Below are 26,472 nucleotides of genomic sequence, written 5' to 3'. Positions count from 1 at the left end.
GGGCGGCTGCAGGACCCGCTCCGGCTCGCCGCCGCCGCCCAGACCGACGCCGAGTGCCGCAGCGCCGCATCGAGGCTGCTCGCCGAGCTGGCGCTCGGACCGGCTGACGCGACGACGACCCTCGTCGGCACGTTCGCCAGGTCGGCCGGAGCCGACGCGGACCGCGTCGGCGAGACCCTCGCCGTGCTCGACGGTTCGACGTGGTCGCGCCCCGCGACGCTCGCGGAGGTCGTCGGGGCGCCGCCGGCGCCGCGCACGCTGGTCCCGCTCGCGGAGGACGACCAGCGCGTCGGGAACGTCGATCGCCTCCTCGGCGCGGAACTCGACGTCGAGGAGTTCTCGGACGTCCTCGACGACCCGACCCTGCTCACCGCGCCGACGCGGCGCGACCTGCTCGCGCTCCTGGCGGTGGGATGGCTCGACGTGCCGACCGAGTGGACCGGGGCCGTCGGCCGGTGGCTGATCGACCAGCGCGCGATCACCGACTCGGTCTCCGCCGTGCCCACGAGCAGCGTGCTCGTGGTCGCGAGCGAGACCGGCATCCCGATCACGGTCGAGAACGACCTCCCGTACCCGGTGAACGTCGTCGTCACGGTCGATCCGTCCAACGGCCGGCTCCTCGTCGAGGACACCGTCGAGGCGACCGTCGAGGGCGAGAGCCGTCGGACGGTGCAGGTCCCCGTCGCGGCCGGGGTCGGCAGCGGCGAGGTCACCCTCGAGGTGTCGCTCGCGTCGCCCGACGGCACGCCGCTCGGCGCCATCGTCCGGATCCCGGCGAACGTCCACGCCGACTGGGAGGGCGTCGGTGCGACCGTCCTGGCCGTCCTCGCGGTGGTCGTGTTCGGCGTCGGCATCCTGCGCACGATCCTCCGCCGCCGACGCCAGCACGCGGCGGTGACGGCCGAGCCCGACCCCGCCCGACCGGAGGACCCCAACCGACCGGAGGAGCCCGCCCGACCGGAGGACCCGACGCGACCGGAGGACCCCGCGCATGGCTGACGACCGCATCGCCCGGGCGAGCCTGTTCCTCGCGTCGGGCACGATCGTCTCGCGGTTGCTCGGGTTCCTGAAGGCGATCGTCCTCGCCGCGACCATCGGCGTCGTCGGCTCGGCGAGCGCCGACGCGTTCGCCGTCGCGAACGGCCTGCCCAACACGGTCTACGTGATCGTCGCGGGCGGCGTGCTCTCCGCCGTCCTCGTGCCGCAGATCGTCCGCGCGGCCGCCCACGCCGACGGCGGCAGCGCCTACATCAACAAGCTCGTCACGCTGGCGCTCGTCGTGATCGGCGCGGCGACCGTGGTCGCGACGGTGCTCGCACCTGTGCTGGCCTGGCTCTACGGCGGTGGCTTCGCTCCGGACACCCTCGCGCTCGCGACCGCCTTCGCGTTCTGGTGCCTGCCCCAGATCTTCTTCTACGGGCTCTACACGCTGCTCGGCGAGGTGCTGAACGCGCGCCGGAGCTTCGGGCCGTTCACGTGGGTGCCGGTCCTGAACAACGTCGTCGCACTCATCGGCCTCGTCGCCTTCGGCATGCTGTTCGGCTTCGATCCCGCCGGCACGCGTGCCGCCTCCGACTGGACTCCGGGCATGATCGCGCTGCTCGCCGGGTCCGCGACGCTCGGCATCGCGGCCCAGGCGCTCGTGCTGTTCTGGTTCTGGCGCCGGATCGGCCTGCACTACCGACCCGACTTCCGCTGGCGCGGCGTCGGCCTGCGGTCCGCCGGGCGGATGGCGGGGTGGACGTTCGGGATGCTGCTGCTGACGACGTTCGCCGGCATCGTGCAGACGCGGGTCGTCAGCACGGCATCCGAGCAGGGAGCGTCGGTCGCCGCGATCGAGAACGCGTGGCTGATCTTCATGCTGCCGCACTCGGTCATCACGGTCTCGATCGCGACCGCCTACTTCACGCGCATGAGCGAGCACGCACGCGACGGCGAGCTCGACCGGGTCCGCTCCGACCTCTCGGGCGCCGTGCGCGCCGTCGGCCTCATCCTCATGCTCGCCTCGGCCGTCCTCGTCGTGGTCGCCTACCCGTTCGCGGCGGTCTTCCAGCCGGGGAACTTCGCCAACGCGTCCGCGCTCGGCAACGTGATCATCGCCTTCGCCGTCGGACTCGTCGGGTTCAGCATCCTCTTCGTCGTGCAGCGGACCTTCTACGCGCTCGGCGACACCAGGACCCCGTTCATGTTCACCCTGGTCCAGGTGGTCGTGTTCACCGTCGCGGCGCTGTCGTGCCTGCTGCTGCCGGTGGAGTGGATCGCCGTCGGCGTCGCGCTGTCGACGACGGTGGCGGGCACCATCCAGCTCGGACTCGCCGTCCTCCTGCTGCGACCCAAGCTCGAGCGCCTCGACGCGACACGCGTGCTCACGAGCCTCGCGCGCGACTTCGCCGCGGTGATCGTGCCCGTGGTCGCCGGCGCGGCGATCGTGTGGGCGTTCGGCGGCTTCGCCGAGGGCGGGTTCGCGATCGCCGACCGGTGGGGCGCGATCCTCGTCATGGCCATCACCGGAACGGCGATGGCGGTCCTCTACGGCGGCATCCTCTGGCTGCTGCGCTCTCCCGAACTGCGCGGGTTCGCCGAGCCCGTGCTGGCACGGCTCCGGCGCCGATGACGACGGATGACGCGGGGTGCGAGCCCGCGGATCCGCTCGCTCGCCGCCCAGCCTGTGACCCGCCCGTGAGCGCCGTCGGGCCCGGAATAGGCGCCGCCTAGACTGTGTTCACCATGTCGTGGCATCCGCGAAGTAGGATGCCGCGGGCATCGCACGGAACGACAGGAGCGGGTTTGCGCGACATCATCATCATCGGGTCTGGGCCGGCGGGATTCACCGCCGCCATCTACGCGGCCCGCGCCGAGCTGAAGCCGCTGCTCATCGCCAGCTCCGTCGAGATCGGCGGCGAACTCATGAACACCACCGAGGTCGAGAACTTCCCCGGTTTCCCCGAGGGCATCATGGGCCCCGACCTCATGGGCAAGATGCAGGCCCAGGCGGAGCGCTTCGGCACCGAGGTCGTCTACGACGACGTCGTCGAGCTCGACGTCGAGGGCCCGGTCAAGCGCGTGAAGCTCGGCAACGGGGGTGAGCACGAGGCGAAGGCGATCATCTTCGCGACGGGCTCGGCCTACCGCAAGCTCGGCCTGCCCGAGGAGGAGCGCCTCTCGGGTCACGGCCTCTCGTGGTGCGCCACCTGCGACGGCTTCTTCTTCCGCGAGAAGACGATCGCGGTCGTGGGCGGCGGCGACTCGGCGATGGAGGAGGCGACCTTCCTCACCCGCTTCGCCGACAAGGTCTACGTGATCCACCGCCGCGACCAGCTCAAGGCGTCGAAGATCATGCAGCAGCGCGCGTTCGACAACCCGAAGATCGAGTTCGTCTGGAACGCCGAGGTGTCCGCGATCCACGGTGACACCGCCGTGACCGGTGTCACCCTGCGCGACACCGTCTCGGGCGACGTGAGCGCGCTCGACCTCGACGGGCTGTTCGTCGCGATCGGCAACGACCCGCGGACGCACCTCGTGCACGGCAAGCTCGACCTGACCGCCGAGGGCACCATCGCCGTCGACGGCCGTTCCTCCCGGACCTCGGTGCCCGGCGTGTTCGCCGCGGGCGACGTGATCGACCCGACGTACCGCCAGGCGGTCACTGCGGCAGGGTCCGGCACGGTCGCCGCGCTGGATGCCGAGCACTACCTCGCGGCGCTCGAGGACACCGACGGCGAGCCGGCTGCGGCCGCCGCCGAGGCTGCCGAGGTCGATGAGCTCGTCGCGGTCGACCTCGCGGACGCCGCTCGCTGAGAACCCCTGTCCGGAACGGATGCCGGCATCGACATATGCCCGCGCACGCTCCGGACCGACGCTTCCACCAAAGGAGAACGCAATGACTGCACGTGCAGTGTCCGAGGCCACCTTCGACCAGGAGGTGCTGCAGAACGACAAGGCCGTCCTCGTCGACTTCTGGGCCGAGTGGTGCGGTCCGTGTCGCGCGGTGAGCCCGATCCTCGACCAGATCGCGACCGAGCACTCGGACAAGCTCGACATCGTCAAGCTCAACGTCGACGAGAACCCGGGCCTCGCCATGAAGTACCAGATCACGGCCATCCCGGCCATGAAGGTCTTCAAGGGCGGCGAGGTCGTCCGCACGGTCATCGGTGCGAAGCCGAAGCCGATCCTCGAGCAGGACCTCGCCGAGTTCATCGGCTGATCGAGACCCCGCTCGTCGCGAAGGGCTGTAACTGCATGCTGCGGTTACAGCCCTTCGTCGTCACGTCGGGTCTGCGGGGCGTCACGCGGCGGCATCCGGTCCGGGCTGCTCCGTCGGGCTGGCTAGCATGGAATGCCTGAGCAGAACGGAACCAGCAGTGACCTCTGACGGAGTGCCCCAGCGGGCCGGCAACAACCTCGATCCGTGGTACGCGAACTACGCCGACCGAGCCGCCGGCTTCGCCGCCTCCGAGGTGCGCGCGCTGTTCGCCGTCGCCTCGCGTCCCGAGGTCGTCTCGCTCGCCGGCGGCATGCCGTTCGTGTCCGCACTCCCGCAGGAGCTCATCACCGCCGCCTTCGAACGGACCATGCGCGAACAGGGCCCCGTGGCCCTGCAGTACGGCTCGGGTCAGGGCATCCCGGCGCTCCGCGAGCACATCCTCGAGGTCATGTCGCTCGAGGGCATCCGCGCATCGGTCGACAACGTCGTGACCTCGACCGGATCGCAGCAGGCGCTCGACTTCGTGGCCAAGCTCTTCCTCGACCCGGGCGACGTCGTGCTCGCCGAAGCGCCGTCCTACGTCGGCGCGATGGGCGTCTTCCGGTCCTACCAGGCGTCGGTCGTGCACGTGGCGATGGACGACGACGGTCTCATCCCCGAGGCGCTGCGCGAGACCATCGCGCACCTCCGCGGGCAGGGCCGTCGCATCAAGTTCCTCTACACGATCCCGAACTTCCACAACCCGGCGGGCGTCACGCTCTCCGCCGCACGGCGGCCCGAGATCCTCGAGATCTGCCGTGCGAACGAGATCCTCGTGCTCGAGGACAACCCCTACGGGCTCCTCCACTTCGACGAGCCCGCTCCCGACGCCCTGCGCTCGATGGACCCGGAGGGCGTGATCTACCTGGGATCGTTCTCGAAGACGCTCGCACCGGGATTCCGCGTCGGTTGGGCGCTCGCGCCCCACGCCATCCGCGAGAAGCTCATCCTCGCGGCCGAGTCGGCGATCCTCTCCCCGTCCTCGTTCAGCCAACTCGTCGTCTCGGAGTACCTGTCGCAGGCCGACTGGCGTGGGCAGGTCGACGCCTTCCGCGGTGTCTATCGCGAACGGAAGGACGCGATGATCGAGGCGCTGGGGGAGTACCTGCCCCAGCTCTCGTGGACGAACCCCAACGGCGGGTTCTACGTGTGGGTGACGCTGCCCGACGTGCTCGACTCGAAGCAGATGCTGCCGAGGGCGGTCCGCGAACTCGTCGCCTACACGCCCGGCACCGCGTTCTTCGCCGACGGGCGCGGGCGGCACGCGATGCGGCTCTCGTTCTGCTATCCGACGCCCGATGCCATCCGCCTGGGCATCCGACGTCTGGCGACCGTCGTCAACGGCGAGCTCGACCTGCTCGACACCTTCGCCGGGACCGGCACGCTCCAGCTCCCCGATCGACCCGGCATCGAACTTGCACCGCCCACCGACCTCAAGTAGTGGAGAACCCCTGATCATGAGCGATTCCACCGGCCTTTCCGTCGTCGTGCTCGCCGGTGGCATCTCGCACGAGCGCGATGTCTCGCTCCGCTCCGGGCGACGCGTCGCCGACGCCCTCGCCGAGGCCGGCCACCGCGTCGAACTCCGCGATCCCGATGCCGGACTGCTGCCGTACCTCGCCGAGCATCGACCCGATGTGGTGTTCCCGGCACTCCACGGCTCGAGCGGCGAGGACGGCACCCTGCTCGAACTCCTGGCGGCGCTGCGCATCCCCACGGTCGGCTCGACCGGCGCGGCGGCGCGCCGCGCGTGGTCGAAGCCGGTCGCGAGCTCGCTCATCGCCGCCGCCGGCGGTGCGGTGCCCGAGTCCATCGTGCTCTCGCACGAGGCGTTCCGCGAACTCGGTGCGGCGAGCGTGCTCAAGGTGGTGCGCGAGGCGCTCCCGGGCGACCTCGTGGTCAAGCCCGGCTCAGGCGGCTCCGCGCAGGGCGTCACCATCGTCGAGTCGACGGCCGACCTCCCTCGCGCGATGGTCGATGCGTTCACCTACGCCGACATCGCCGTCGTGGAGCGACGCATCATCGGAACCGAACTCGCCATCGCGGTCGTCGAGACGGATGGCGCGCCGCGCGCGCTCACGGCGGTCGAGATCGTCCCGTCGGCAGGCGTCTACTCGTTCCAGGCGCGATACAACGCGGGGGAGACCACCTTCTTCTCGCCCTGCCGGCTGTCCGAGGAGGCCGTCGAGCGGGCCACCGCTGCGGCCCTGGCCGCGCACCGCACGCTCGGACTCCGGGACCTGTCACGCGTCGACCTCATCGTCGACGACGAGGGCACGCCCTGGTTCCTCGAGGCGAACGTGCTCCCGGGTCTCACCGAGACGTCACTCGTGCCTCTCGCGATCGAGGCGTCCGACACGGATGCCGCGACGGTCTACGACGCACTGGTCCGCGCGGCCGCGCGGCGCGGAGCCTGACCTCGGCCGGGGCCCGATCAGAGCCCGTCGAGGTTCTCGCCGAGCTCCGACAGGATGCGGCGCAGGTCCTGAACCGTCGCGAAGTCGATGTTGATCTGACCCTTCCGCGCACCGAGCGAGATCCTGACGCGCGTGTCGAGTCGATCGCCGAGTCGCGTCGACAGGTCGTCGAGGAACTCCTGCCGCTTTCCGGCCGCAGGCTTCACGCGCGCCGGCTTCGGTTCGGAGGCGGCGATCGCCTCTGCGGCGCGTACCGAGAGGTCCTCGTTGACGATCTTGTCCGCGAGTCGCTGCATGGCCTCAGGGTCGCCCGCCGCGAGGATCGCCCTGGCGTGGCCGGCGGTCAGGACGCCCGCCGCGACGCGGATCTGGACCGGCTCGGGGAGCTTCAACAGCCGGAGCGTGTTCGAGATCTGCGGGCGTGATCGACCGATCCTCGACGCGAGCTCCTCCTGGGTGATGCCGAAGTCTGCCAGCAGCTGCTGGTAGGCGGATGCCTCCTCGAGGGGGTTGAGCTGCGAGCGATGGAGGTTCTCGAGGAGGGCGTCGCGGAGCATCGCCTCGTTCGCCGTCTCCTTGACCACGGCGGGGATCGAGTCGAGGCCCGCAGCCTTGGTCGCGCGCAGGCGACGCTCACCCATGACGAGCTCGTACTTCCCGGGCTCGTCGGGGTGCGGCCGGACCACGATCGGCTGGAGGACGCCGAACTCCCGGACCGAGTGAACGAGCTCCTCGAGGTCCTCGGGGTCGAAGACCGACCTCGGCTGCTGTGCGTTCGGAACGATGTCATCGGGGTTCAGCCGCGCGAGGTGCGCTCCGGGGACCGTGACGAGATTGGCCTCGACGGCATGCTCGACCGCGGCGACCGCGGTCGTCGGCGCGTCGCTGTCGGGGAAGAAGACATCGACCGGACGTGTGACCCGGGGCGGCGCGTCCTCAGTGGTCGGGATGAGGGCGCCGATTCCGCGGCCGAGACCCGTGCGCTTGGTCGCCATCAGTGGGACTCCTTCTGTTCGGACGCATCCTGCGCCCCGCGCCACGCGATCTCCGCGGCCGCCTCGCGATAGGAGAGGGAGCCGGTCGACGCGAAGTCGTAGCTGATCACGCTCTGTCCGTAGCTGGGGGCCTCGGAGACCCGGACCGAACGAGGAATGATCGTGTCGAGGGTCTGGGTGGGGAAGTGGTCACGGACCTCCTGCGCCACCTGCTGGGCGAGGTTCGTCCGCGAGTCGTACATCGTCAGGAGGATCGTCGTCAGCCGCAACTCCGGGTTCAGGTGACGTTCGATGAGCTCGATGTTGCTCAGCAACTGCGACAGGCCCTCGAGCGCGTAGTACTCGCACTGGATCGGGATCAGCACCTCCCGCGCAGCGACGAACGCGTTGATGGTCAGCAGTCCGAGCGAGGGCGGGCAGTCGATGAAGACGTAATCGTAGGGGCGCTCCATCGCCGCGAGGTGCGCGTCGAGCGCGCGACGGAGCCGCTGCTCGCGGGCGACCAGGGAGACGAGCTCGATCTCGGCACCGGCGAGGTGGATCGTGGCCGGCACGCAGTCGAGGTTCTCATGTTCGGTCGAGGGCTGCACGACGTCGGCGATGGGAAGATCGGACACGAGCACCTCGTAGACGCTCTGCAGCTCGGATCGGTGATCGACGCCGAGAGCGGTCGACGCGTTGCCCTGCGGGTCGAGGTCGACCACGAGGACATGCGCTCCCGCGCGCGCGAGCGCCGCGGCCAGGTTCACGGCGGAGGTCGTCTTGCCGACGCCGCCCTTCTGGTTCGAGATCGTGAAGACTCGCGTGGTCGCGGGAAGCGGCAGCACGGCCTGGTCGAGCGCGAGTCGGCGCCGTGTCTCGTCGGCAAGCTGATCGGCCAGGGGAGTTCCTCCGTATGATTCCGATGTTTCACGTGAAACCAACCCCTCGGGGTCGGCGACGACGACATGGCTCGTCGTTGCGGCGAATGGATGGGAGACCGGCTCTGCGCGCTCGGTGTCCACGACTCCGCGCTCCGCCCCCGCCTCGTCACCCGCCACGACAGCATACGGCTCCGCCGGCTCGGACGCCGCCTCGGGTGCCCCCTCGGCAGCCACTTCGGTCGTGTCGACCTCGACCGGCGGATGCGCCTCGACCGGGCCGGTCGCTCCCAGCCGATCGGGTGCCGCGGTCCGGGCGACCGAAGCCTCCGGCGTCGGCTGCGGCGCACTCGGCTCGACGTGGGAGCCGGCCTCCGGGCCGGACTGGGTTCGGGGCTGCTGAAGGCTCGAGACCGTCTCGGCAGTCGCATCGCCGACGATCTCGCGGATGATGTCCTCGAGCAGCTTGTCCGGGTCCCCGTGGGGGAGGGGATGGCTCGACGGACCCGCCGCGGGCGCGGACTCATCGGAGAGCGCGGCCGCGGTTGCGGCGTCCCAGTCGTAGCGGCCGACCTTCGGCGGAGCGCTCGCACCGCCGGCATCCGCCACCTGTGGACCTGCCCCGGGGTTCGAGGCAGGAGGTGGCGCCGAGGCTTCGGCGAGCGGGCGCGCTTCGCCGGCGTCCGGTCCGGGCGTCCGGACCGTCGTCGACGTCTCGGTGTCGGCACGGGCCTCAGCCGTGCGCCGCCAGGTGTCCTCCGGCGGAGCCCAGCGCCGGTCGGGGTCGTCATCCGCGAGCGATGCAGACGTCGACGATCCGGGGGCGGGGCTCGCGGGAGACGCTGGGGAGCCGGGCTGCGCCGCCGGTCCTGAGCCGGGCTCTTCGGCGGCGGGCCGCAGCAGTGAATCGAAGTCGGGCCGGCCTGCATCGTGCGCCTGCCGCCTCGCCGCCTCGGCGGCTTCCTCGACTCGTCGTTCCGCCTCGTACGCCTCGATCCGGGTGGGCTCCGGCTCACGCCGATCGGTCGTCGGCTCGACGGCATCGGACTGCGGCTTCCTGCGCTGGAACCAGCCGCGCCCACCGTTCGCCATGCCGCACTCCTGCCCCATCCGAGATCGCACGCCGTGCCCTGCGATCACTCCGAGCCCCAAGCCTAATCGCCGCCACGGATGCCGAAGCGGCGTCTCGCCGCCGAACCGGGAACTGGATCGACTCGGCTGCTTCCCCCTGCGCCCGGCAGGGCGTTTCACGTGGAACGCCGCCACGGCAACGAACACGATGCTCGGCGGGATGACGCGGGAGCTCGGCCCACCCGGGACCCACCTGTGCGCCGCCGATGCGCCTCAGGGCTCACCGGCTCAGCGACGAACACGTGGCGAGCGAGCGGGACTCGCCGGACACGCATGGCGGGCTTCGCCGTCCTCTTGCGGCCCCTCGGACGTCCCGGTGCCTCAAACGTGCACTCGACCGGATTCGGACGCCGTATCGTTCCGTTCCACGTGAAACCCTCGACGCGAAGGGTTCGTTCCGTGAACCCGAGCCACCGGTTGGTCGAACTCATCCCGCGCCGCGCAGGTCCCCATCCGGGACCGCGCGGGTCGACCAGGAGGGTCGTCCGCGATCGCTTCGACGTCTACGGAGGCCACGACCTCTGTCCGAACCGCACGCGGACACTGCGGGACACTGCAACCGAACCGCGGTGCGACCGAGTGGGCTCTCGCGGCGTCCGGGCACGAGGTGTTTCACGTGAAACGCGCGGACGCCGTGCGTGGCGGGCCGATCGGTCCTCCGGCCGCTATGACGCGGCCACCGCGGCACCAGTCGGACGCGCCGCGGCTCGGGCACAGCGGGACGCCCCGTCCCGCTGTGCCCGTCACGAGCCGGCTTCAGGGCGGAGTGTTCACACCGCGGCGATGTCTCCCGGGACCTGCCGACCCTCCGGCCGCGGACGGATCGGAAGGATGAGCGGCGGTCGATCCTGCGGTGCGCCGACGGCTCCGCCGGTCCGGCTGCACCCGTCCATGATCGCGTGCCGGCCCGTCCGTACTCTCGGTCGCACCCGCCGGGCCCGGCCCGTCGTGGGCTGGACCAGGTCCCCCGGAGCAGTCCGACCGCCTGCGGACGGGACGGCGCTCGACGGAAGCCCGATGGCCACCGGTTCACGCATCCGTCGCCTCGATCGCTCCTCGCGCGAACTCCTCCACCGCGCCACCGTTCCACGTGAAGCCTCGCACCTGAACATCGCCGGGCCACTCGTCCGACTCGGACCGACGAAGTCACGAGACCGCCGGGAGCGCTCCCTCGGAGGACTCGGCACGGGAATGACATCGGACTGCAGGCGGCAGGTGGGCCGCGTCCGTCGGGACACTGATGGTGCACCGGGTACCGGTGCGTTTCACGTGGAACATCGCTCCGGCGTCGCCGTTCAATCCGCCGTGCCGTAGTCCGCGGTGATCGATCCAGCAATGGGGTCGCACGAGACCTCGCCACCGTACGGCAGGATCCACTGGGGCCTGGTGTGTCCGAAGGGCGGGCCGACGCACACCACCGCGTCCGGGTTGTAGCGTGCGATCGTCGTGACGATGGCGTCGCGCTGCGCTGCTCGGTACGCGGCGCGATCTTCCGGGGCCGGCATCACCTCCAGGGAACTGGCGGGCGGGCGGGCGGCGATCACGCCCGCGAGCGGTGACAGCAGCCCGCGCTCACCCATGGCACGCAGCACGCGCGTCACCCAGTCGGCCGGCGGCAGGAGCTCGCTGGTCTCGACCAGCAGGACCGAGCCGTCCAGCACCTCCGGCGCGAAGGGGAACCGGTCTGCGACGAGCACCTGGTCGATCACCTCCAGGCACCCTCCCCACGTCCTTCCACTCAGTGCCCCGGCGCCGCCGGCCCAGCTCCACGGTTCCGTGCTCTCGCGTCGACCGAACTCGGACAACGACCGAGGATCGGTCCACGGCACTCCGAAGTCCTCGGACTCGCCCGGCTCGACGACGTCGAGCACGCCGCCATCCAGCAGGGCGGCGCGCAGCGATCGGGCGTGGACGGCATCGACATCAGGTCCGGCGCCGAGATGCACCTGCGTGCTGCCGCCGTAGAAGCTCGCCACGCCGTTGGTCCACAGCCAGTGATGGAGGTTCGTGTTGTCGCTGTAGCCGACGAACGGCTTCGGGTCGCCGCGGATCGCTTCGGCGTCCAGGTGAGGGATCACGAGGATCTGGTCGTCTCCGCAGATCGTCGCGAGGATCGCCCGGATCGACGGGTCGGAGAACGCCGACATGAGGTCGGCGGCACGGGCGGACGGGCTGGCGTCCGGAAGGCGGGTCGTCGGGTACTCCACCGGCACGAGACCGGTCAGGTCCGCGAGCCTTCGCATCGCCTGCTCATGGATTGCGGGGAAGTGAGCCGGCGCCGCCCAAGCGGGGGAGAGTACGGCGACTCGATCTTCCGCCCGGGCCTTGGGCGGTTGGATCAGTTCGTGGGCAGGCATGTCGCGATCATCTCGCACTCCGCGGTGATGGGAGACGTCGCGCGTGCGCCGACCGGCATCAAGCGGCGGCGAGCATCGGACGGAGCCGGGACCGCCACCATCCGGGATGACTGCGGTGCACCGACTCAGCGGATGCGAAGCCAGGAGGCCGTGGCGGCCCTGGTCGAGGCCGAACTGGGCTCGCGCCCGGTTGCGGTCATGCAGACGGCACGCGCGCCCGGAAGACCCGGGTCACGTCGTCGACCACGCCCTCGCCGAGGACGACCACCTCGACGTCACTCAACCGGGACTTGCGGATCGCTTTCTCTGCCGCACCGATCTCGCCGGCGACACCGCTGCCCTTCATGAGGACGAGCTCACCCCCCGGTCGAAGCAGGGGAGCAGTGATCGGGATCAGCGTCCGGAGCGCACTCACCGCGCGGGCCGTGACCTGATCGAGCCGCCCCTTGAGCTTGACCTCCTCGGCCCGAGCACGAACCACCTCGACGTTGTCGAGTGCGAGTTCACCGACCTGACGCTCGAGCCAGGCGACCCGCCGCTCCATGGGCTCGATGAGGGTCAGGTGCACGTCCGGACGGGCGATGGCCAGCACCAGGCCCGGAAGGCCGGCGCCGGATCCGACGTCCCCGACATGACCCGGCCGGAGGAGGGGAGCGACCAGTCCCGAGTTGACGACGTGACGCGTCCAGAGCCGCGGCAGCTCGAGCGGGCCGATCAACCCGAGCTCCTCGCCGTGCTCGGCGAGGCTCTCGGTGAACGCGCGTGCGACTTCGAGGCGGTCACCGAACACGACTGAAGCAGCCGCAGGCTCGGGCTCGAGCCCGGGCGGCTGGGCGGGCGTGTGGTCAGTCATGTTTCACGTGGAACGGAGGGCGGCGGTCAGCCGACCCGCGTGATGACGGTGTGGCGGTCCGCACCTTCGCCCCGCGACTCCGAGTGCAGGCCCCGCTCGGCGACGAGATCGTGCACGAGCTTCCGCTCGTACGACGACATCGGGGGGAGCGCCGCCTCGGAGGCCCCGGCCTCGAGGCGCTCCGCCGCACGGGCGACGAGGCGACCGAGCTCGTCGCGGCGCGCATCGCGCGATCCGCCCACGTCGAGGATGAGCCGCGAGAAGGCACCGGTCTTGGTCTGCACGGCGAGCCGGGTCAGTTCCTGCAGCGCGGTCACCGTGTCGGGGCGGGAGAGCACCGCCAGGTCGGCGGCATCGGAGGCGTGCACCGAGACGTAGGCGCGACCGTTGCGCGCATCGATGTCGATGTCACCGTCGAGGTCGCAGATGTCGAGGAGTTCCTCGATGTAGTCGGCGGCGATGTCGCCCTCCTCCTCCAACTGCTCGAGGGATCGGGTCGCGGCGTCGTGCTGGACGTCCGTCATCGAGGTCACTTCCTGTTCTGCTTCTTCGCGCGGTTCTTGCCCATGGGCTGCTGACGCTGCGTCGTGGAGGGCTTCTGGGGCTCGGCATCGTCGGCGTCGCCCTTGGTCTCGACGACGAGCTTGCCCTTGCGGGCGAGACGCGCCTCGCGGGCCTTGGCGGCATCGCTGCCGGGCGTCGGCATGTTTCGGATGACGATGAACTGCTGGCCCATGGTCCAGAAGTTCGAGACGAGCCAGTAGAACATCACGCCGAGCGGGAAGGCCACGCCCGAGAACGCGAAGACCAGGGGGAGCAGGTAGAGCAGGATGCGCTGCTGCCGGAACATCGGGCTCGCCTTGGTCTCGGGCGACATGTTCTTCGAGACGATCTGGAGCTGCGTGATGAACTGCGACGCGGTCATCAGGATGATCATCGTGACGGCCACGAACATGGTCGAGGCGCTGAACGGCTCGCCCGCCATCATCGCGTTCCACTCGCCGATGAAGGTCGAGTTCAGCGGGGCTCCGAGGAACGTCGCGTTCGAGAACGAGTCGGCGAGCGTCGGCGTCAGCACGCCCACGCCGCCGCGGTCCGCGTGGATCGACGCGTCGTTCAGCACCGAGAACAGGCCGAAGAAGATCGGCATCTGGAGCAGCAGCGGCAGGCACGAGGAGAGCGGGTTCGTGCCGGTGCGCTTGTAGAGCTCCATGGTCTCGCGCGACATCGCCTCGCGCGAGAACTGGTCCTTCTTGCCCTTGTACTTGTCCTGGATCTTCTTCAGCTGCGGCGCCACCTCGAGCATGCGGCGCTGGCTCTTGATCTGGCGGACGAAGATCGGGATGAGGGCCGCGCGCACCACGACGACGAGGCCGACGATGGCGAGCACCCAGGTGATTCCCGCGTTCGGGTCCATCCCGAGGAAGGTCCACAGGGAGTGGAATGCGACGAGGATCAGCTCGATGGCCCATTTGATGGGCCATAGCAGTGTGCCGAAGATGTCCATGGGGGCGGGTCAGTCCTTCCGGGACGTGATGGGGGAGCGTTCGGGTGCGGCGAGGCGAGGCGAGGCGGATGCCACGGCGTCGCCCTGCGGGGTGTGGTGGCGGTGTCCGTGGGCATCCGCCGATGCGACCGGCGTGGTCGAGTCGACGCGCCGACGCCCGCTGCGGTCCGCGTGGCGGCCCTTGGGGCCGGGAGAACCGGCCCAGTCCGCCGGGATGACGAGGCCGACCCGTGTGACGTGGAATCGGCGCACGCGAGGCAGGGGCACGTCATCGATGCCGCCGGCCGACCACGGGTTGCACCGGACGATCCGCCACGCGGTGAGCGCCGAACCGATGACCAGGCCGCGGTGCTGCACCGCGCCGAGGCCGTAGGCCGAGCAGGAGGGGTAGTACCGGCAGACGTCGCCGTAGAGCGGGGAGACCACGGCCCGATAGGCACGGATGAGCAGCACGCCCGCGTTTCGGGGCAGGAGCCAGACGAACCAGGCGAGGTTCTTCACGTCAGAGGTCTTCCGCTCGAGCGACGGTCGGTGCGGCGCCGCCCGTGCGGCGCCGAGCACCGCGCGATGCCAGGGCTTCGCCGAGCTCGTCGCGGAGCTCTGCGAAGCCGGCCGCGGAGGCGGTGGGGAGCGCACGTACGACGACGTCGACGGCGGATGCCCCGCCGTCGACGAATTCGCGGCCGGCCGCCTTCAACCGCCGACGAACGAGGTTGCGGCGGACGGCGGAGCCGACCTTCTTGGACACGATGAAGCCGAAGCGCGCGTCGGAGCCCGCCTCCCGTGAGCGGATGTAGCTCACGGTGTGGGCACCAGCGACCTTCGCACCACGGCGCACGATGAACCGGTAGTCATCGGCGCTCGTGATGCGGTTGGCTTTGGCGAGCACCGAGGAACTTACGCGGAGAGCTCGGTGCGGCCCTTGGTGCGGCGGGCCGAGAGGATCGCGCGACCGGCACGGGTCCGCATGCGAGCGCGGAAGCCGTGCTTCTTGGCGCGACGACGGTTGTTGGGCTGGAACGTACGCTTGCTCATCTTCTTCTCCGGCTGGGAAATTCCGCGCACGGACGCGTCACAGGTGCGCCGGCGGGGAGAACTCGGTGCCCGAAAGGGCTGCGGTCAACTGATTAAAACTACGGCTTGCGGATGCCGCGGTCAAACCGGGCGCACTGGGGAAACGACATTCTGCACCGATCCACAGGTTCACCGGAGGAGCGACACGCCGGGAGCGACCGAGATCCCCCAGCGGGCATTTGTCGCAGCAGGTCCGATTCGCTAGCGTGTGACACCAGTTATCCCCAGCCTGCGCGGCGGAATCACGCGGTTCTCGCAAGTCTGCTCACAGGTGGTGGAGAACGTTGTGAACAGACGCCTTCGGGCCGCTCCACCGAATCGCTCGGGGGAGCGACGAGCGGCCGCCGAACGGTGCGACAGATTGCGGGGAGCGATGACGGAACAGCCCATCAGCGAGACGTGGGCGACGGTCCTCGAACGACTCTCCGACGACGCGGCGATCACGCCGATGCTGCAGGGCTTCCTGAACCTGGTCGAGCCGAAGGGCATCGCCGCGGGCACGTTCTACCTCGAGGTTCCGAACGACTTCACCGCGAGCATGCTGAACCAGCGGATGCGGGTGTCGCTCCTCTCCGCGATGAGCGCGATCGAGGCCCCGTCACCGGTCACCTCCTTCTACGTCGTCGTGAACCCGGAGCTCGAGGAGCTGCGCCCGGCCGATCCCGTCGCGAGCGGACCGATGGGGGGCGCGCCATCCGTCGGCGGAGGTGCACCCGGAATGGGCGGCGCGGGGATGTCCGGACAGGCGATGGGCCTCGACGAACCCCAGGCCGGGCCGCAACCGATCTTCGACAGCGGCAGCGGCAGCGGCAGCATCGACCGCCCCCGCGACGCGCGCCTGAACCCGAAGTACTCGTTCGACAGCTTCGTCATCGGCCAGTCCAACCGCTTCGCGCACGCCGCGGCGGTGGCCGTCGCGGAGGCGCCGGCGAAGGCCTACAACCCGTTGTTCATCTACGGCGACTCCGGCCTCGGCAAGACCCACCTGCTGCACGCGATCGGCCACTACGCGATGAGCCTCTACCCGGGCATCCGCGTGCGCTACGTGAGTTCCGAGGAGTTCACCAACGACTTCATCAACTCGATCGCGAACAACCGCGGCTCGCTCTTCCAGCAGCGCTATCGCAACATCGACATCCTGCTGATCGACGACATCCAGTTCCTGCAGGGCAAGGCGGAGACGCAGGAGGCGTTCTTCCACACCTTCAACACGCTGCACGACCACAACAAGCAGGTCGTGATCACGAGCGACGTGCCGCCGAAGCACCTCACCGGCTTCGAGGACCGGATGCGCAGTCGCTTCGAGTGGGGTCTCATCACCGACGTCCAGGCGCCCGACCTCGAGACCCGCATCGCGATCCTCCGCAAGAAGGCGCAGAACGAGCACCTCCAGGTGCCCGACGACATCCTCGAGTACATGGCCTCGAAGGTCTCGAGCAACATCCGCGAACTCGAGGGCACGCTGATCCGCGTGACCGCCTTCGCGAGCCTGAACCGGACGCCGGTCGACATGCCGCTCGTGCAGACGGTCCTCAAGGACCTAATCACCGACGACACGGACAACGTGGTCGCGCCGGTCGACATCATCACCGCGACCGCCGACTACTTCAAGCTCACGGTCGACGACCTGTACGGTTCGAGCCGATCGCAGGCGGTCGCGACGGCGCGTCAGATCGCCATGTACCTGTGCCGCGAGCTGACCAGCCTCAGCCTGCCGAAGATCGGCCAGCTCTTCGGCAACCGCGACCACACCACGGTGATGTACGCCAACAAGAAGATCTCGGAGCTCATGAAGGAGCGCCGGTCGATCTACAACCAGGTGACCGAACTCACCGCCCGCATCAAGCAGACCGCCCGCTACCGCTGAGTCCGGTCGACGACGGATGCCGCGCTCGCGCGGCCGCTCGGCGCGCCCTCGAGCACCTTCCCGGGAGCCCGCCGACACGATTCCGCACAGGTGTGGAAAATCTGTGGATTGTTAACGAGCAACCGCGCCACCACTGTTGAGACGCGGCCTCGGCCTGTGCACAACTCCGAACACCGCTCGTCGACGAACGATGCCGCTCCCCTCGGTTTCCACACGCCGTGCACAGACCTGACGGCCTCGCATCGGCGTCATCATGCGGATCTCCGAACGCCATCCACAGTTTCCACACCGGTTAACACCGTTAAGAGATATCTGGATTAACCCACGGCGTTCGGCAACCTGGGATCGGGCGGGTTCGGCGCGCACTCGAGGCACGGGAAATCACCGCGCCGGAAACAGGCGTCCGGATAGCATGGGACCCACCCAGCACCTCCACGACGGGAGAACCGTGAAGTTCCAGGTCAATCGCGACGTCTTCAGTGAGGCCGTGTCGTTCGCCGTCAAGCTGCTGCCGCAGCGCACGACCCTCCCGATCCTCTCCGGCGTGCTGATCCAGGCCGAGGGCGACGGACTGGTCCTCTCCTCCTTCGACTACGAGGTCTCATCGCGGACCGAGATCCAGGCCGACGTCGAGGAGCCGGGCACCGTGCTCGTGTCCGGCCGGCTCCTCGCCGAGATCGCCGGGCGCCTTCCGAACGCGCCCGTGCGGGTGTCCACCGAGGAATCGCGCATCTCCGTGACCTGCGGGTCCGCGAGCTTCACGCTGCTGTCGATGCCCGTCGAGGAGTACCCGTCGATCCCCGAGATCGGCGAGCAGACCGGCGTGGTCCCGGCCGAGGAGTTCGCGTCGGCCGTGGCGCAGGTCGCGGTCGCGGCATCCCGCGACGACGTCACCCCCGTCATCACCGGCGTCCAGCTCGAGGTCCGCGAGACGAACCTGAGCCTCGTCGCCACCGACCGCTACCGTGTCGCGATCCGCGAGATCGAGTGGGACGGCGGCGGGGTCGCGGGCGAGTCCGACGCGACGACCGCCCTGGTTCCCGCCCGCACGCTGCAGGAGGTCGGCAAGACGTTCGGCCACTCGGGCACCATCTCGGTCGCGATCACGAGTCGAGACGATCGCGAGCTCATCGCGTTCTCGGCCGACCGGAAGACGGTCACCAGCCTGCTCATCAAGGGCAACTTCCCGCCCGTCCGCCGGCTGTTCCCCGAGACGGTCGACAACTACGCGGTGATGAACACCGCCGAGCTCATCGAGGCGACCCGTCGCGTCGCGCTCGTGCTCGAGCGCGAGGCCGCGCTCCGCTACTCGTTCACGGCCGACGGCCTCACCCTCGAGGCGATCGGCAGCGAGCAGGCCCAGGCGTCCGAGTCCATCGACGCGATCCTCACCGGAGACGACACGGTCGTCTCGCTGAAGCCGCAGTTCCTCCTCGACGGCCTGCAGGCGGTGCCGAGCGAGTTCGTGCGCATCTCCTTCACCAAGACGGAGAACCCGAACAAGCCGGGCCCGGTGCTGATCACGAGCCAGACGTCGCGCGAACAGGCCGGCGCCGACAGCTATCGCTACCTGCTGCAGCCGAACCTGCTGCTGCGGTAGCCCGGCACCCCGTGCCGCGATGTCGGCGCGGGCGGGTACCGTGGGGGTTCGCAGGAAGGGAGCCGCACCGTGCACGTCGCGAGGCTCTCGCTCACCGACTTCCGCAACTACCGATCGGCCGAGCTGTCGTTCGAGCGGGGCGCCACGGTCATCGTCGGGCGCAACGGCCAGGGCAAGACCAACCTCGTCGAGGCGATCGGCTATCTCGCCACGCTCGGCTCGCATCGCGTCTCGAGCGACCAGGCGCTGATCCGGTCGGGGGCGGATGCCGCGATCATCCGCGCGCTCCTGTCGACCGGGGAGCGCGAGGTCCTGCTCGAGCTGCAGCTCAACCGGCAGGGTGCGAATCGCGCGCAGGTGAACCGAGGGGGCGCGAAGCCGCGCGACCTGCCGCGCTACGCGCACACGGTCCTCTTCGCGCCGGAGGACCTCGCGATCGTGCGGGGCGAGCCGTCGGTTCGCCGCAGGGTGCTCGACGGACTGCTCGTGCAGCGCACCCCGCGCCTCGCGGGCGTCATGGCCGACTACGACCGCGTGCTCAAGCAGCGCAACTCGCTCCTGAAGAGCGCCCGCGCCCGGGGTCTCGCCGCGTCGCAGCTGACGACGCTCGACATCTGGGACGAACGGCTCGTCGCGCTCGGCGCCGAACTCATCGATCGTCGCGAGGAACTGGTGGCCGACCTCCGCGAGCCGCTCGCGGCCGCGTACCGCTCGATCGTCGACGACGACCACCGCCCCGAGCTGCAGTCGGTCCTCTCGATCGACGGCGCCGACCCCGACGACGAGCCGACCGATGCCGCATCCGCAACGGGCACGCCCGTCGCCGAGTCCGAGACGCCGGACCGGCCGTCCACGGCCGAACGCTTCGCATCGGCACTCGGGTCGCTCCGTCGCAGGGAACTCGAGCGCGGCGTCACCCTGGCCGGCCCGCACCGCGACGACGTCCTCCTCCTGCTCAACGACCTGCCGGCGAAGGGGTATGCGAGCCATGGCGAGTCCTGGTCGTTCGCGCTCGCGCTGCGGCTCGCGTCGGCCGAGCTCCTCCGACGCGACTCGACGACCGGCGACCCCGTGCTCGTGCTCGACGACGTCTTCGCCGAACTCGACCGCATGCGGCGGGAGCGGCTGGCCGCCGCGGTCGGCGGCTACGAGCAGGTGCTCATCACCGCCGCCGTGATCGAGGACGTGCCGGAACCGCTCTCGAGCCGCGTGATCCGGATCGCGGCCGGCGCGGTCGTCGACGACGTCGCACCGCTCGTCGACGCCGAGCCGGCCGGTGCACCCCTGCCCTCGGAGGCACCCGGTGTCTGAGGCCGCCCGCACGTACCAGCACTTCCGGGAGATCTTCGGCGGGGAGCCGAGGGGGCGGCCGGGGCGTGCGCGCGTGCGCACGCGCGAGGTAGAGGGCAGCGAGCCGTTCACGCCGGGCCGCGACCCGAAGCCGCTGGGTGCCGCGATCGATGCGCTCACGGCCCAGCTCGGGTGGACCGGCGCGCTGTCGCAGCAGGAGCTCCTCTCCGCGTGGCCCGAGATCGCCGGAGAGGACATCGCCCGCCACTCCGAGCCCATCGCGATCGAAGGAGGCGTGCTCCAGGTCCGTTGCGAGTCGACGGCGTGGGCGACCCAGCTCCGGATGATGCGCGAGGAGCTCATCCGCGCGATCCTCGAGCGCCATCCCCGCGCAGGCGTCGACACCATCCGTTTCCAAGGGCCGGATGCCCCCACCTGGAAAAGGGGTCCCAGATCGGTCCCAGGGCGCGGTCCGCGCGACACCTACGGCTGACAGGGCAAAATCGGTCACTTGGGCTCTCTCGGGGCCGCAGATCGGCGCGGAGCGCGTTGGAGGGTCCCTCTTGTTGATAGGATCAAGGGTCGCCAGAACGACGGTTTGGAGCCCGATTCACCCATGACAGCGGAACCGACGAAGGCCCAGCAGACGCCGGAATACGGCGCCGACGCGATCCAGGTTCTCGAGGGCCTCGAAGCGGTCCGCAAGCGGCCGGGCATGTACATCGGCTCGACGGGTCCGCGCGGCCTGCACCACCTGGTGTACGAGATCGTCGACAACTCGGTGGACGAGGCGCTCGCGGGCTACTGCGACACCATCGACGTCACGATCCTCGCCGACGGCGCGGTGCGCGTCGTCGACAACGGCCGCGGCATCCCGGTCGACATCCACAAGACCGAAGGCCGCTCGACGGTCGAGGTGGTGCTCACGGTGCTGCACGCCGGCGGCAAGTTCGGCGGCGGCGGCTACGCGGTCTCCGGCGGCCTGCACGGCGTCGGCTCCTCGGTGGTGAACGCGCTCTCCACTCGCCTCGAGGTCGAGGTCAAGCGGCAGGGCCACGTGTACCGCCAGTCGTACGCGGTCGGCGTCCCCGACGCGCCGCTCGCGAAGGGCGAGACGACCGAGGCCACGGGCACGACCATCACCTTCTGGCCCAGCGAGGAGATCTTCGAGACCGTCGAGTTCGACTACGAGACCCTCCGGGCCCGCTTCCAGCAGTACGCGTTCCTCAACAAGGGCCTGCGCATCAACCTGACCGACCTCCGCGACGTGTCGCAGATCTCCGACGGCGAAGAGGACGAGCAGGGTCACCGCCACGACAGCTTCCTCTACGAGCGCGGCCTCGTCGACTACGTCGAGTACCTCAACCGCTCGAAGAAGACCGACCTCGTCAACGACGAGATCATCTCGTTCGAGGCGGAGGACACCGAGCGGCACATCGCGCTCGAGGTCGCCATGCAGTGGACCACCGCGTACAACGAGTCGGTGCACACGTACGCGAACACGATCAACACCCACGAGGGCGGTACGCACGAAGAGGGCTTCCGCGCTGCGCTCACGACCCTGGTCAACAAGTACGCGCGCGAGAAGGGCCTCCTGAAGGAGAAGGACGCGAACTTCTCCGGCGAGGACGTGCGCGAGGGCCTCACCGCCGTCATCTCGGTCAAGCTCTCCGAGCCGCAGTTCGAGGGCCAGACGAAGACGAAGCTCGGCAACACCGAGGCGAAGTCCTACGTGCAGCGCGTGACGAGCGAGCAGCTCGGCGACTGGTTCGACCGCAACCCGAACCAGGCGAAGGAGGTCATCCGCAAGGCGCTGCAGGCCGCGACCGCGCGCCTCGCCGCCCGCAAGGCGCGCGAGGCCACGCGCCGCAAGGGCCTGCTCGAGTCGGGCGGCATGCCGGGCAAGCTCAAGGACTGCCAGTCCAAGGACCCGTCGATCTCCGAGATCTTCATCGTCGAGGGCGACTCGGCCGGCGGCTCGGCCGTCCAGGGTCGCAACCCCGAGACGCAGGCGATCCTGCCGATCCGCGGCAAGATCCTCAACGTGGAACGCGCGCGCCTCGACCGGGCGCTCGCCAACGCCGAGGTCCAGGCGATGATCACGGCGTTCGGCGCCGGTCTCGGCGAGGACTTCGACCCCGAGAAGGTCCGGTACCACAAGATCGTGCTCATGGCCGATGCGGATGTCGACGGCCAGCACATCACGACCCTGCTGCTCACGCTGCTCTTCCGGTACATGCGTCCGCTCATCGAGCTCGGCTACGTGTACCTCGCGCAGCCGCCGCTGTACCGCATCAAGTGGTCGAACGCCGACCACGAGTACGTGTTCTCCGACCGCGAGCGCGACGCGCTCCTCGCCGACGGCCTCGCCTCGGGCAAGCGGATCCCGAAGGACAACTCGGTGCAGCGCTACAAGGGCCTCGGCGAGATGAACCACCAGGAGCTGTGGGACACGACCATGAACCCGGAGAGCCGCACGCTGCTCCAGGTCACCATGGACGACGCGGCAGCGGCGGACGAGATCTTCTCGACCCTGATGGGCGACGACGTGGAGTCGCGCCGCAGCTTCATCCAGAAGAACGCGAAGGACGTGCGCTTCCTTGACATCTGACATCGTGAACCCCGGCGCCGACGAGAACGGCACCGGCCCCGGCATCCACGGTCGCATCGACCAGGTCGACCTGCAGCTCGAGATGCAGCGGTCGTACCTCGACTACGCGATGAGCGTCATCGTCGGGCGCGCCCTGCCCGATGTGCGCGACGGCCTGAAGCCCGTGCACCGCCGCGTCATCTACGCGATGTACGACGGCGGGTACCGGCCCGACAAGGCGTTCTCGAAGTGCTCGCGCGTCGTCGGCGACGTCATGGGGCAGTTCCACCCGCACGGCGACTCCGCCATCTACGACGCCCTCGTGCGCCTCGTGCAGCCGTGGTCGATGCGGTATCCGCTCGCGCTCGGCCAGGGCAACTTCGGTTCGCCCGGCAACGACGGCGCCGCGGCGCCGCGGTACACCGAGACCAAGATGGCCCCGCTCGCGCTCGAGATGGTGCGGGACATCGACGAGGACACCGTCGACTTCGGCGACAACTACGACGGTCGCACGCAGGAGCCGACGATCCTGCCGGCGCGGTTCCCGAACCTGCTCGTCAACGGCTCGGTCGGCATCGCGGTCGGCATGGCGACGAACATCCCGCCCCACAACCTCCGCGAGGTGGCATCCGGCGCCCAGTGGTACCTCGAGCACCCGGATGCCACGCGCGAGGAACTGCAGGAGGCGCTGATCCAGCGCATCAAGGGCCCGGACTTCCCGACCGGCGCGCAGATCCTCGGCACCAGGGGCATCCTCGACGCCTACCGCACGGGTCGCGGGTCGATCACCATGCGCGCGGTCGTGAACGTCGAGGAGATCCAGGGCCGTACCTGCCTCGTCATCACCGAGCTGCCGTACCAGGTGAACCCCGACAACCTCGCGATCAAGATCGCCGACCTGGTCAAGGACGGCAAGCTCGGCGGCATCGCCGACATCCGCGACGAATCGTCGGGCCGGACCGGCCAGCGCCTCGTGATCGTGCTGAAGCGCGACGCGGTCGCCAAGGTCGTGCTGAACAACCTGTACAAGCACACCCAGCTGCAGGACAACTTCGGCGCCAACATGCTCGCGATCGTCGACGGCGTGCCTCGGACCCTGCCGATCGACGGGTTCATCGCCTACTGGGTCGACCACCAGATCGAGGTCATCGTCCGGCGCACCCGCTTCCGCCTGAACAAGGCCGAGGCCGACGCGCACATCCAGCGCGGGTACGTGAAGGCCCTCGACATGCTCGACGAGGTCATCGCGCTCATCCGCCGCTCGCCCGACGTCGAGCAGGCGCGCACGGGCCTGATGGAGCTGCTCGGGGTCGACCAGCTCCAGGCGGACGCGATCCTCACGATGCAGCTGCGACGCCTGGCCGCCCTCGAGCGCCAGAAGATCATCGACCGGCTGGCGGACCTCGAGCGCGAGATCGCCGAGTACCAGGCGATCCTCGCCGACGAGTCGCGTCAGCGCGGCATCGTCTCGGAGGAGCTCGCGGAGATCGTCGACCGGTACGGCGACGAGCGCCGCACGCACATCCTGCACGGCTTCGACGGCGACATGTCGATGGAGGACCTGATCCCGGAGGAGGAGATGGTCGTCACCGTCACGCGCGGCGGCTACGTCAAGCGCACCCGCAGCGACAACTACCGGTCGCAGCACCGTGGCGGCAAGGGCGTCAAGGGCGCCCAGCTCCGGGCGGATGACGTCGTCGACCACTTCTTCGTCACGACGACGCACCACTGGCTGTTGTTCTTCACCAACCAGGGTCGGGTCTACCGCGCGAAGGCGTACGAGATCCAGGAGGGCGGTCGCGACGCGAAGGGCCAGCACGTCGCGAACCTCCTCGAGCTGCAGCCCGACGAGCAGATCGCCCAGATCCTCGACATCCGCGACTACTCGGTCGCGACCTACCTCGTGCTCGCCACCCGCGACGGCCTGGTGAAGAAGACCGAGCTCACCGCCTACGACACCAACCGCTCGCGCGGCGTCATCGCGATCAACCTCCGCGAGGGCGACGAGCTCGTCTCGGCGATGCTCGTCGACGAGCACGACGAGATCCTCCTCGTCTCGAGGAAGGGCATGTCGCTCCGATTCGAGGCGACGGATGACGCGCTCCGCCCGATGGGCCGCTCGACCTCGGGCGTCAAGGGCATGAGCTTCCGTTCGGGCGACGAGCTGCTCGCGGCATCCGTCGTGCCCCATTCGAACGGCGACGCCGGGGCGGATGCGCCGGCGGACGACTCGGGGCAGAAGCAGAGCGCGGCGAACACGTACGTCTTCGTCGTGACCGAGGGCGGGTACGCGAAGCGCACCCGGATCGAGGAGTACCGCAAGCAGCAGCGCGGCGGACTCGGCATCAAGGTGGCGAAGCTGAGCGACGATCGCGGCGACCTCGCGGGCGCCCTGACGGTCGCTCGAGAGGACGAGGTCCTCGTGGTTCTTGCCAGCGGCAAGGTGGTACGCTCTGACGTCGCCGAGGTCCCCGCCAAGGGCAGGGACACGATGGGCGTCGTGTTCGCGAAGTTCGTCGCGGACGATCGCATCATCGCGATCGCGAAGAATTCCGAGCGGAACCTGGTGGAAGAGGCCGCTGAGTCCGAAGCGGCGGAGACCGCGGGAGAGGAGTGAGCGTCATGAGCAGTGTCGCCGAGAAACTTGCCGGCAAGTCCAACCGGAAGCCCCCGGCCAAGCAGGTGCGCCTGCGCCTGGTGTACATCGACTTCTGGTCGGCGGTGAAGCTGTCCTTCCTCGTGGCAGTGTGCCTCTCCGTGGTGAACATCGTCGCGACGTTCCTCGTCTTCACGATCGTCCAGTCGACCGGCCTCTTCGAGAACCTGAACAGCCTGGTCCAGGATGTCGCCGGCGCGGGCACCGACCTGCGCTCCATCCTGTCGGTCGGCAACGTCATGGGCTTCGCCGTCGTGGCCTCGCTCCTGAACCTCGTCGTGACGACCGCGCTGGGCGCGGTCGTGGCCGTGCTGTACAACCTCAGTGTCAAGATCACGGGCGGCATCCTCGTCGGTTTCACCAACAACTGACGCCGTCCTCGGCTCGATTCGGAGATTCGCACCCCTTCGGGTAGTCTTTCCTTCGGCCGAAATTCGGGGATATAGCTCAGGCGGTTAGAGCGCTTCGCTGATAACGAAGAGGTCCGAGGTTCAAGTCCTCGTATCCCCACTCCACAACTCCACAACCGGATGCCCCAGGGCATCCGCCACGGGGCCTTAGCTCAGTTGGTAGAGCGCCTGCTTTGCAAGCAGGATGTCAGGAGTTCGAATCTCCTAGGCTCCACAGTCCCATCGCCTCGCGTCCAGCCGGCGCTCCTGCGCCAGACTGTGGGAGTGGCCCCTCGCCCAGATCGCCGGATCGACGCGCTCGCATCGCGCCTTCGCGCCTCCGGCAGTGTCTTCGCCGAGGAGGAGGCTGCGATCCTCGTCGACGCGGCGAAGGATGACGCCGAGCTCGAGCAGCTCGTGCGTCGCCGGACCGCCGGAGAGCCGATCGAACCGCTCGTCGGATGGGTTCGCTTCGGGGCGCTCCGGCTGAGCGTCGGCCCCGGCGTCTTCGTGCCGCGCCAGCGGAGCCTTCGCCTCGCGCGCCTCGCGGTGCGGCGCGTTCGTGCGACCCGCGCACCCGTGATGCTCGAGGCGTACTGCGGCGTCGCGCCGCTCGCCGCCATGGTCGCGGCCTCCGTCCCCG

General features: G+C 69.5%; 23 protein-coding genes and 2 tRNA genes. 16 read left to right on the top strand and 9 right to left on the bottom strand.

The window, feature by feature from the left end; all coding sequences use genetic code 11:
• The 6 genes from ESO86_RS18500 to ESO86_RS01225 form a co-directional block, all read left to right on the top strand.
• Positions 1–999: DUF6049 family protein (locus tag ESO86_RS18500; protein WP_242492142.1), on the top strand; the 999-nt coding region annotated here is incomplete at its 5' end.
• A complete protein-coding gene (murJ, locus tag ESO86_RS01245) occupies positions 992–2,614 on the top strand; it encodes a murein biosynthesis integral membrane protein MurJ (protein ID WP_129233081.1) in 1,623 nt (540 codons plus the stop codon). The genes ESO86_RS18500 and murJ, both read left to right, overlap by 8 nt.
• A gap of 173 nt (positions 2,615–2,787) precedes the next feature.
• Positions 2,788–3,798 carry a thioredoxin-disulfide reductase gene (gene trxB / locus ESO86_RS01240; protein WP_129233080.1) on the top strand — a complete coding sequence of 337 codons (1,011 nt, stop codon included), beginning with the start codon at positions 2,788–2,790 and terminating at the stop codon, positions 3,796–3,798.
• A gap of 82 nt (positions 3,799–3,880) precedes the next feature.
• Complete coding sequence (gene trxA, locus ESO86_RS01235) at positions 3,881–4,204, top strand: thioredoxin (protein WP_129233079.1); 324 nt, start codon at positions 3,881–3,883, stop codon at positions 4,202–4,204.
• A gap of 157 nt (positions 4,205–4,361) precedes the next feature.
• Positions 4,362–5,684: an aminotransferase-like domain-containing protein gene (locus tag ESO86_RS01230; RefSeq protein WP_129233078.1), complete on the top strand. Its 1,323-nt coding sequence runs from the start codon at positions 4,362–4,364 to the stop codon at positions 5,682–5,684.
• A gap of 16 nt (positions 5,685–5,700) precedes the next feature.
• Positions 5,701–6,660: a D-alanine--D-alanine ligase family protein gene (locus ESO86_RS01225; RefSeq protein ID WP_129233077.1), complete on the top strand. Its 960-nt coding sequence runs from the start codon at positions 5,701–5,703 to the stop codon at positions 6,658–6,660.
• Positions 6,661–6,677: 17 nt separating this feature from the next.
• Here ESO86_RS01225 and ESO86_RS01220 read toward each other — a convergent pair whose 3' ends face one another.
• The 9 genes from ESO86_RS01220 to rpmH form a co-directional block, all read right to left on the bottom strand.
• On the bottom strand, positions 6,678–7,655 hold the full coding sequence (locus ESO86_RS01220; protein ID WP_129233076.1) for a ParB/RepB/Spo0J family partition protein: 978 nt from the start codon (positions 7,653–7,655) through the stop codon (positions 6,678–6,680).
• Positions 7,655–8,536, bottom strand: a complete 882-nt coding sequence (locus ESO86_RS19870; protein ID WP_422836465.1) for a ParA family protein — start codon at positions 8,534–8,536, stop codon at positions 7,655–7,657. The genes ESO86_RS01220 and ESO86_RS19870 overlap by 1 nt, the downstream gene beginning before the upstream one ends.
• Before the next feature lie 2,405 nt (positions 8,537–10,941).
• A complete protein-coding gene (locus ESO86_RS01210; protein ID WP_129233074.1) occupies positions 10,942–12,003 on the bottom strand; it encodes a S66 family peptidase in 1,062 nt (353 codons plus the stop codon).
• A gap of 196 nt (positions 12,004–12,199) precedes the next feature.
• Positions 12,200–12,856 (bottom strand): 16S rRNA (guanine(527)-N(7))-methyltransferase RsmG, encoded by a 657-nt coding sequence (rsmG, locus tag ESO86_RS01205; protein WP_129233073.1) that lies wholly within the window; start codon positions 12,854–12,856, stop codon positions 12,200–12,202.
• Positions 12,857–12,882: 26 nt separating this feature from the next.
• Entirely contained in the window at positions 12,883–13,380 is a 498-nt protein-coding gene (locus ESO86_RS01200; protein WP_129233082.1) for a Jag family protein, read from the bottom strand.
• A 5-nt stretch (positions 13,381–13,385) separates the two neighbouring features.
• Positions 13,386–14,363 (bottom strand): membrane protein insertase YidC, encoded by a 978-nt coding sequence (gene yidC, locus ESO86_RS01195; RefSeq protein WP_129233072.1) that lies wholly within the window; start codon positions 14,361–14,363, stop codon positions 13,386–13,388.
• A 9-nt stretch (positions 14,364–14,372) separates the two neighbouring features.
• Positions 14,373–14,864: a membrane protein insertion efficiency factor YidD gene (gene yidD / locus ESO86_RS20135; RefSeq protein WP_129233071.1), complete on the bottom strand. Its 492-nt coding sequence runs from the start codon at positions 14,862–14,864 to the stop codon at positions 14,373–14,375.
• A 1-nt stretch (position 14,865) separates the two neighbouring features.
• A complete protein-coding gene (rnpA, locus tag ESO86_RS01185) occupies positions 14,866–15,252 on the bottom strand; it encodes a ribonuclease P protein component (protein WP_129233070.1) in 387 nt (128 codons plus the stop codon).
• Positions 15,253–15,260: 8 nt separating this feature from the next.
• Entirely contained in the window at positions 15,261–15,398 is a 138-nt protein-coding gene (gene rpmH / locus ESO86_RS01180; RefSeq protein WP_129233069.1) for a 50S ribosomal protein L34, read from the bottom strand.
• A 412-nt stretch (positions 15,399–15,810) separates the two neighbouring features.
• On the opposite strand from rpmH, the gene dnaA reads away from it, so the two are divergent.
• The 10 genes from dnaA to ESO86_RS01130 form a co-directional block, all read left to right on the top strand.
• The gene (gene dnaA, locus ESO86_RS01175; protein WP_129233068.1) at positions 15,811–17,304 is read left to right on the top strand and encodes a chromosomal replication initiator protein DnaA; all 1,494 of its coding nucleotides are present in this window, start codon (positions 15,811–15,813) and stop codon (positions 17,302–17,304) included.
• A gap of 448 nt (positions 17,305–17,752) precedes the next feature.
• Complete coding sequence (gene dnaN, locus ESO86_RS01170) at positions 17,753–18,904, top strand: DNA polymerase III subunit beta (RefSeq protein ID WP_129233067.1); 1,152 nt, start codon at positions 17,753–17,755, stop codon at positions 18,902–18,904.
• A 69-nt stretch (positions 18,905–18,973) separates the two neighbouring features.
• Positions 18,974–20,215, top strand: a complete 1,242-nt coding sequence (gene recF, locus ESO86_RS01165; protein WP_129233066.1) for a DNA replication/repair protein RecF — start codon at positions 18,974–18,976, stop codon at positions 20,213–20,215.
• Positions 20,208–20,687 (top strand): DciA family protein, encoded by a 480-nt coding sequence (locus ESO86_RS01160; RefSeq protein ID WP_242492141.1) that lies wholly within the window; start codon positions 20,208–20,210, stop codon positions 20,685–20,687. Before recF ends, ESO86_RS01160 begins: the two co-directional genes overlap by 8 nt.
• Positions 20,688–20,810: 123 nt before the next feature.
• Complete coding sequence (gene gyrB, locus ESO86_RS01155; protein WP_129233064.1) at positions 20,811–22,805, top strand: DNA topoisomerase (ATP-hydrolyzing) subunit B; 1,995 nt, start codon at positions 20,811–20,813, stop codon at positions 22,803–22,805.
• A gap of 82 nt (positions 22,806–22,887) precedes the next feature.
• Positions 22,888–25,401, top strand: a complete 2,514-nt coding sequence (gyrA, locus tag ESO86_RS01150) for a DNA gyrase subunit A (RefSeq protein ID WP_422836464.1) — start codon at positions 22,888–22,890, stop codon at positions 25,399–25,401.
• 5 nt (positions 25,402–25,406) lie between these two features.
• Positions 25,407–25,811 carry a DUF3566 domain-containing protein gene (locus ESO86_RS01145; RefSeq protein ID WP_129233062.1) on the top strand — a complete coding sequence of 135 codons (405 nt, stop codon included), beginning with the start codon at positions 25,407–25,409 and terminating at the stop codon, positions 25,809–25,811.
• Positions 25,812–25,876: 65 nt separating this feature from the next.
• Positions 25,877–25,950 (top strand) — tRNA-Ile (locus tag ESO86_RS01140).
• Positions 25,951–25,991: 41 nt separating this feature from the next.
• Positions 25,992–26,064 (top strand) — tRNA-Ala (locus tag ESO86_RS01135).
• Positions 26,065–26,114: 50 nt separating this feature from the next.
• Positions 26,115–26,472: class I SAM-dependent methyltransferase (locus ESO86_RS01130; protein ID WP_479722775.1), on the top strand; the 358-nt coding region annotated here is incomplete at its 3' end.

The sequence above is a fragment of the Agromyces binzhouensis genome, from assembly GCF_004135055.1.
GTDB classification, from domain to species: Bacteria; Actinomycetota; Actinomycetes; order Actinomycetales; family Microbacteriaceae; genus Agromyces; species Agromyces binzhouensis.
Note: the sequence above shows the minus strand (reverse complement) of the source record. Positions and strands in the feature narration are given on the sequence as shown.

What these genes read in the sequence shown, in the direction of transcription:
- murJ (WP_129233081.1), top strand. Translation starts at nt 992, where the DNA reads ATGGCTGACGACCGCATCGCCCGGGCGAGCCTGTTCCTCGCGTCGGGC.
- ESO86_RS01225 (WP_129233077.1), top strand. Translation starts at nt 5,701, where the DNA reads ATGAGCGATTCCACCGGCCTTTCCGTCGTCGTGCTCGCCGGTGGCATC.
- yidC (WP_129233072.1), bottom strand. Translation starts at nt 14,363, where the DNA reads ATGGACATCTTCGGCACACTGCTATGGCCCATCAAATGGGCCATCGAG.
- rpmH (WP_129233069.1), bottom strand. Translation starts at nt 15,398, where the DNA reads ATGAGCAAGCGTACGTTCCAGCCCAACAACCGTCGTCGCGCCAAGAAG.
- ESO86_RS01210 (WP_129233074.1), bottom strand. Translation starts at nt 12,003, where the DNA reads ATGCCTGCCCACGAACTGATCCAACCGCCCAAGGCCCGGGCGGAAGAT.
- ESO86_RS01220 (WP_129233076.1), bottom strand. Translation starts at nt 7,655, where the DNA reads ATGGCGACCAAGCGCACGGGTCTCGGCCGCGGAATCGGCGCCCTCATC.
- gyrB (WP_129233064.1), top strand. Translation starts at nt 20,811, where the DNA reads ATGACAGCGGAACCGACGAAGGCCCAGCAGACGCCGGAATACGGCGCC.
- ESO86_RS01200 (WP_129233082.1), bottom strand. Translation starts at nt 13,380, where the DNA reads ATGACGGACGTCCAGCACGACGCCGCGACCCGATCCCTCGAGCAGTTG.
- trxA (WP_129233079.1), top strand. Translation starts at nt 3,881, where the DNA reads ATGACTGCACGTGCAGTGTCCGAGGCCACCTTCGACCAGGAGGTGCTG.
- gyrA (WP_422836464.1), top strand. Translation starts at nt 22,888, where the DNA reads ATGCAGCGGTCGTACCTCGACTACGCGATGAGCGTCATCGTCGGGCGC.
- ESO86_RS01145 (WP_129233062.1), top strand. Translation starts at nt 25,407, where the DNA reads ATGAGCAGTGTCGCCGAGAAACTTGCCGGCAAGTCCAACCGGAAGCCC.
- rsmG (WP_129233073.1), bottom strand. Translation starts at nt 12,856, where the DNA reads ATGACTGACCACACGCCCGCCCAGCCGCCCGGGCTCGAGCCCGAGCCT.
- dnaA (WP_129233068.1), top strand. Translation starts at nt 15,811, where the DNA reads ATGACGGAACAGCCCATCAGCGAGACGTGGGCGACGGTCCTCGAACGA.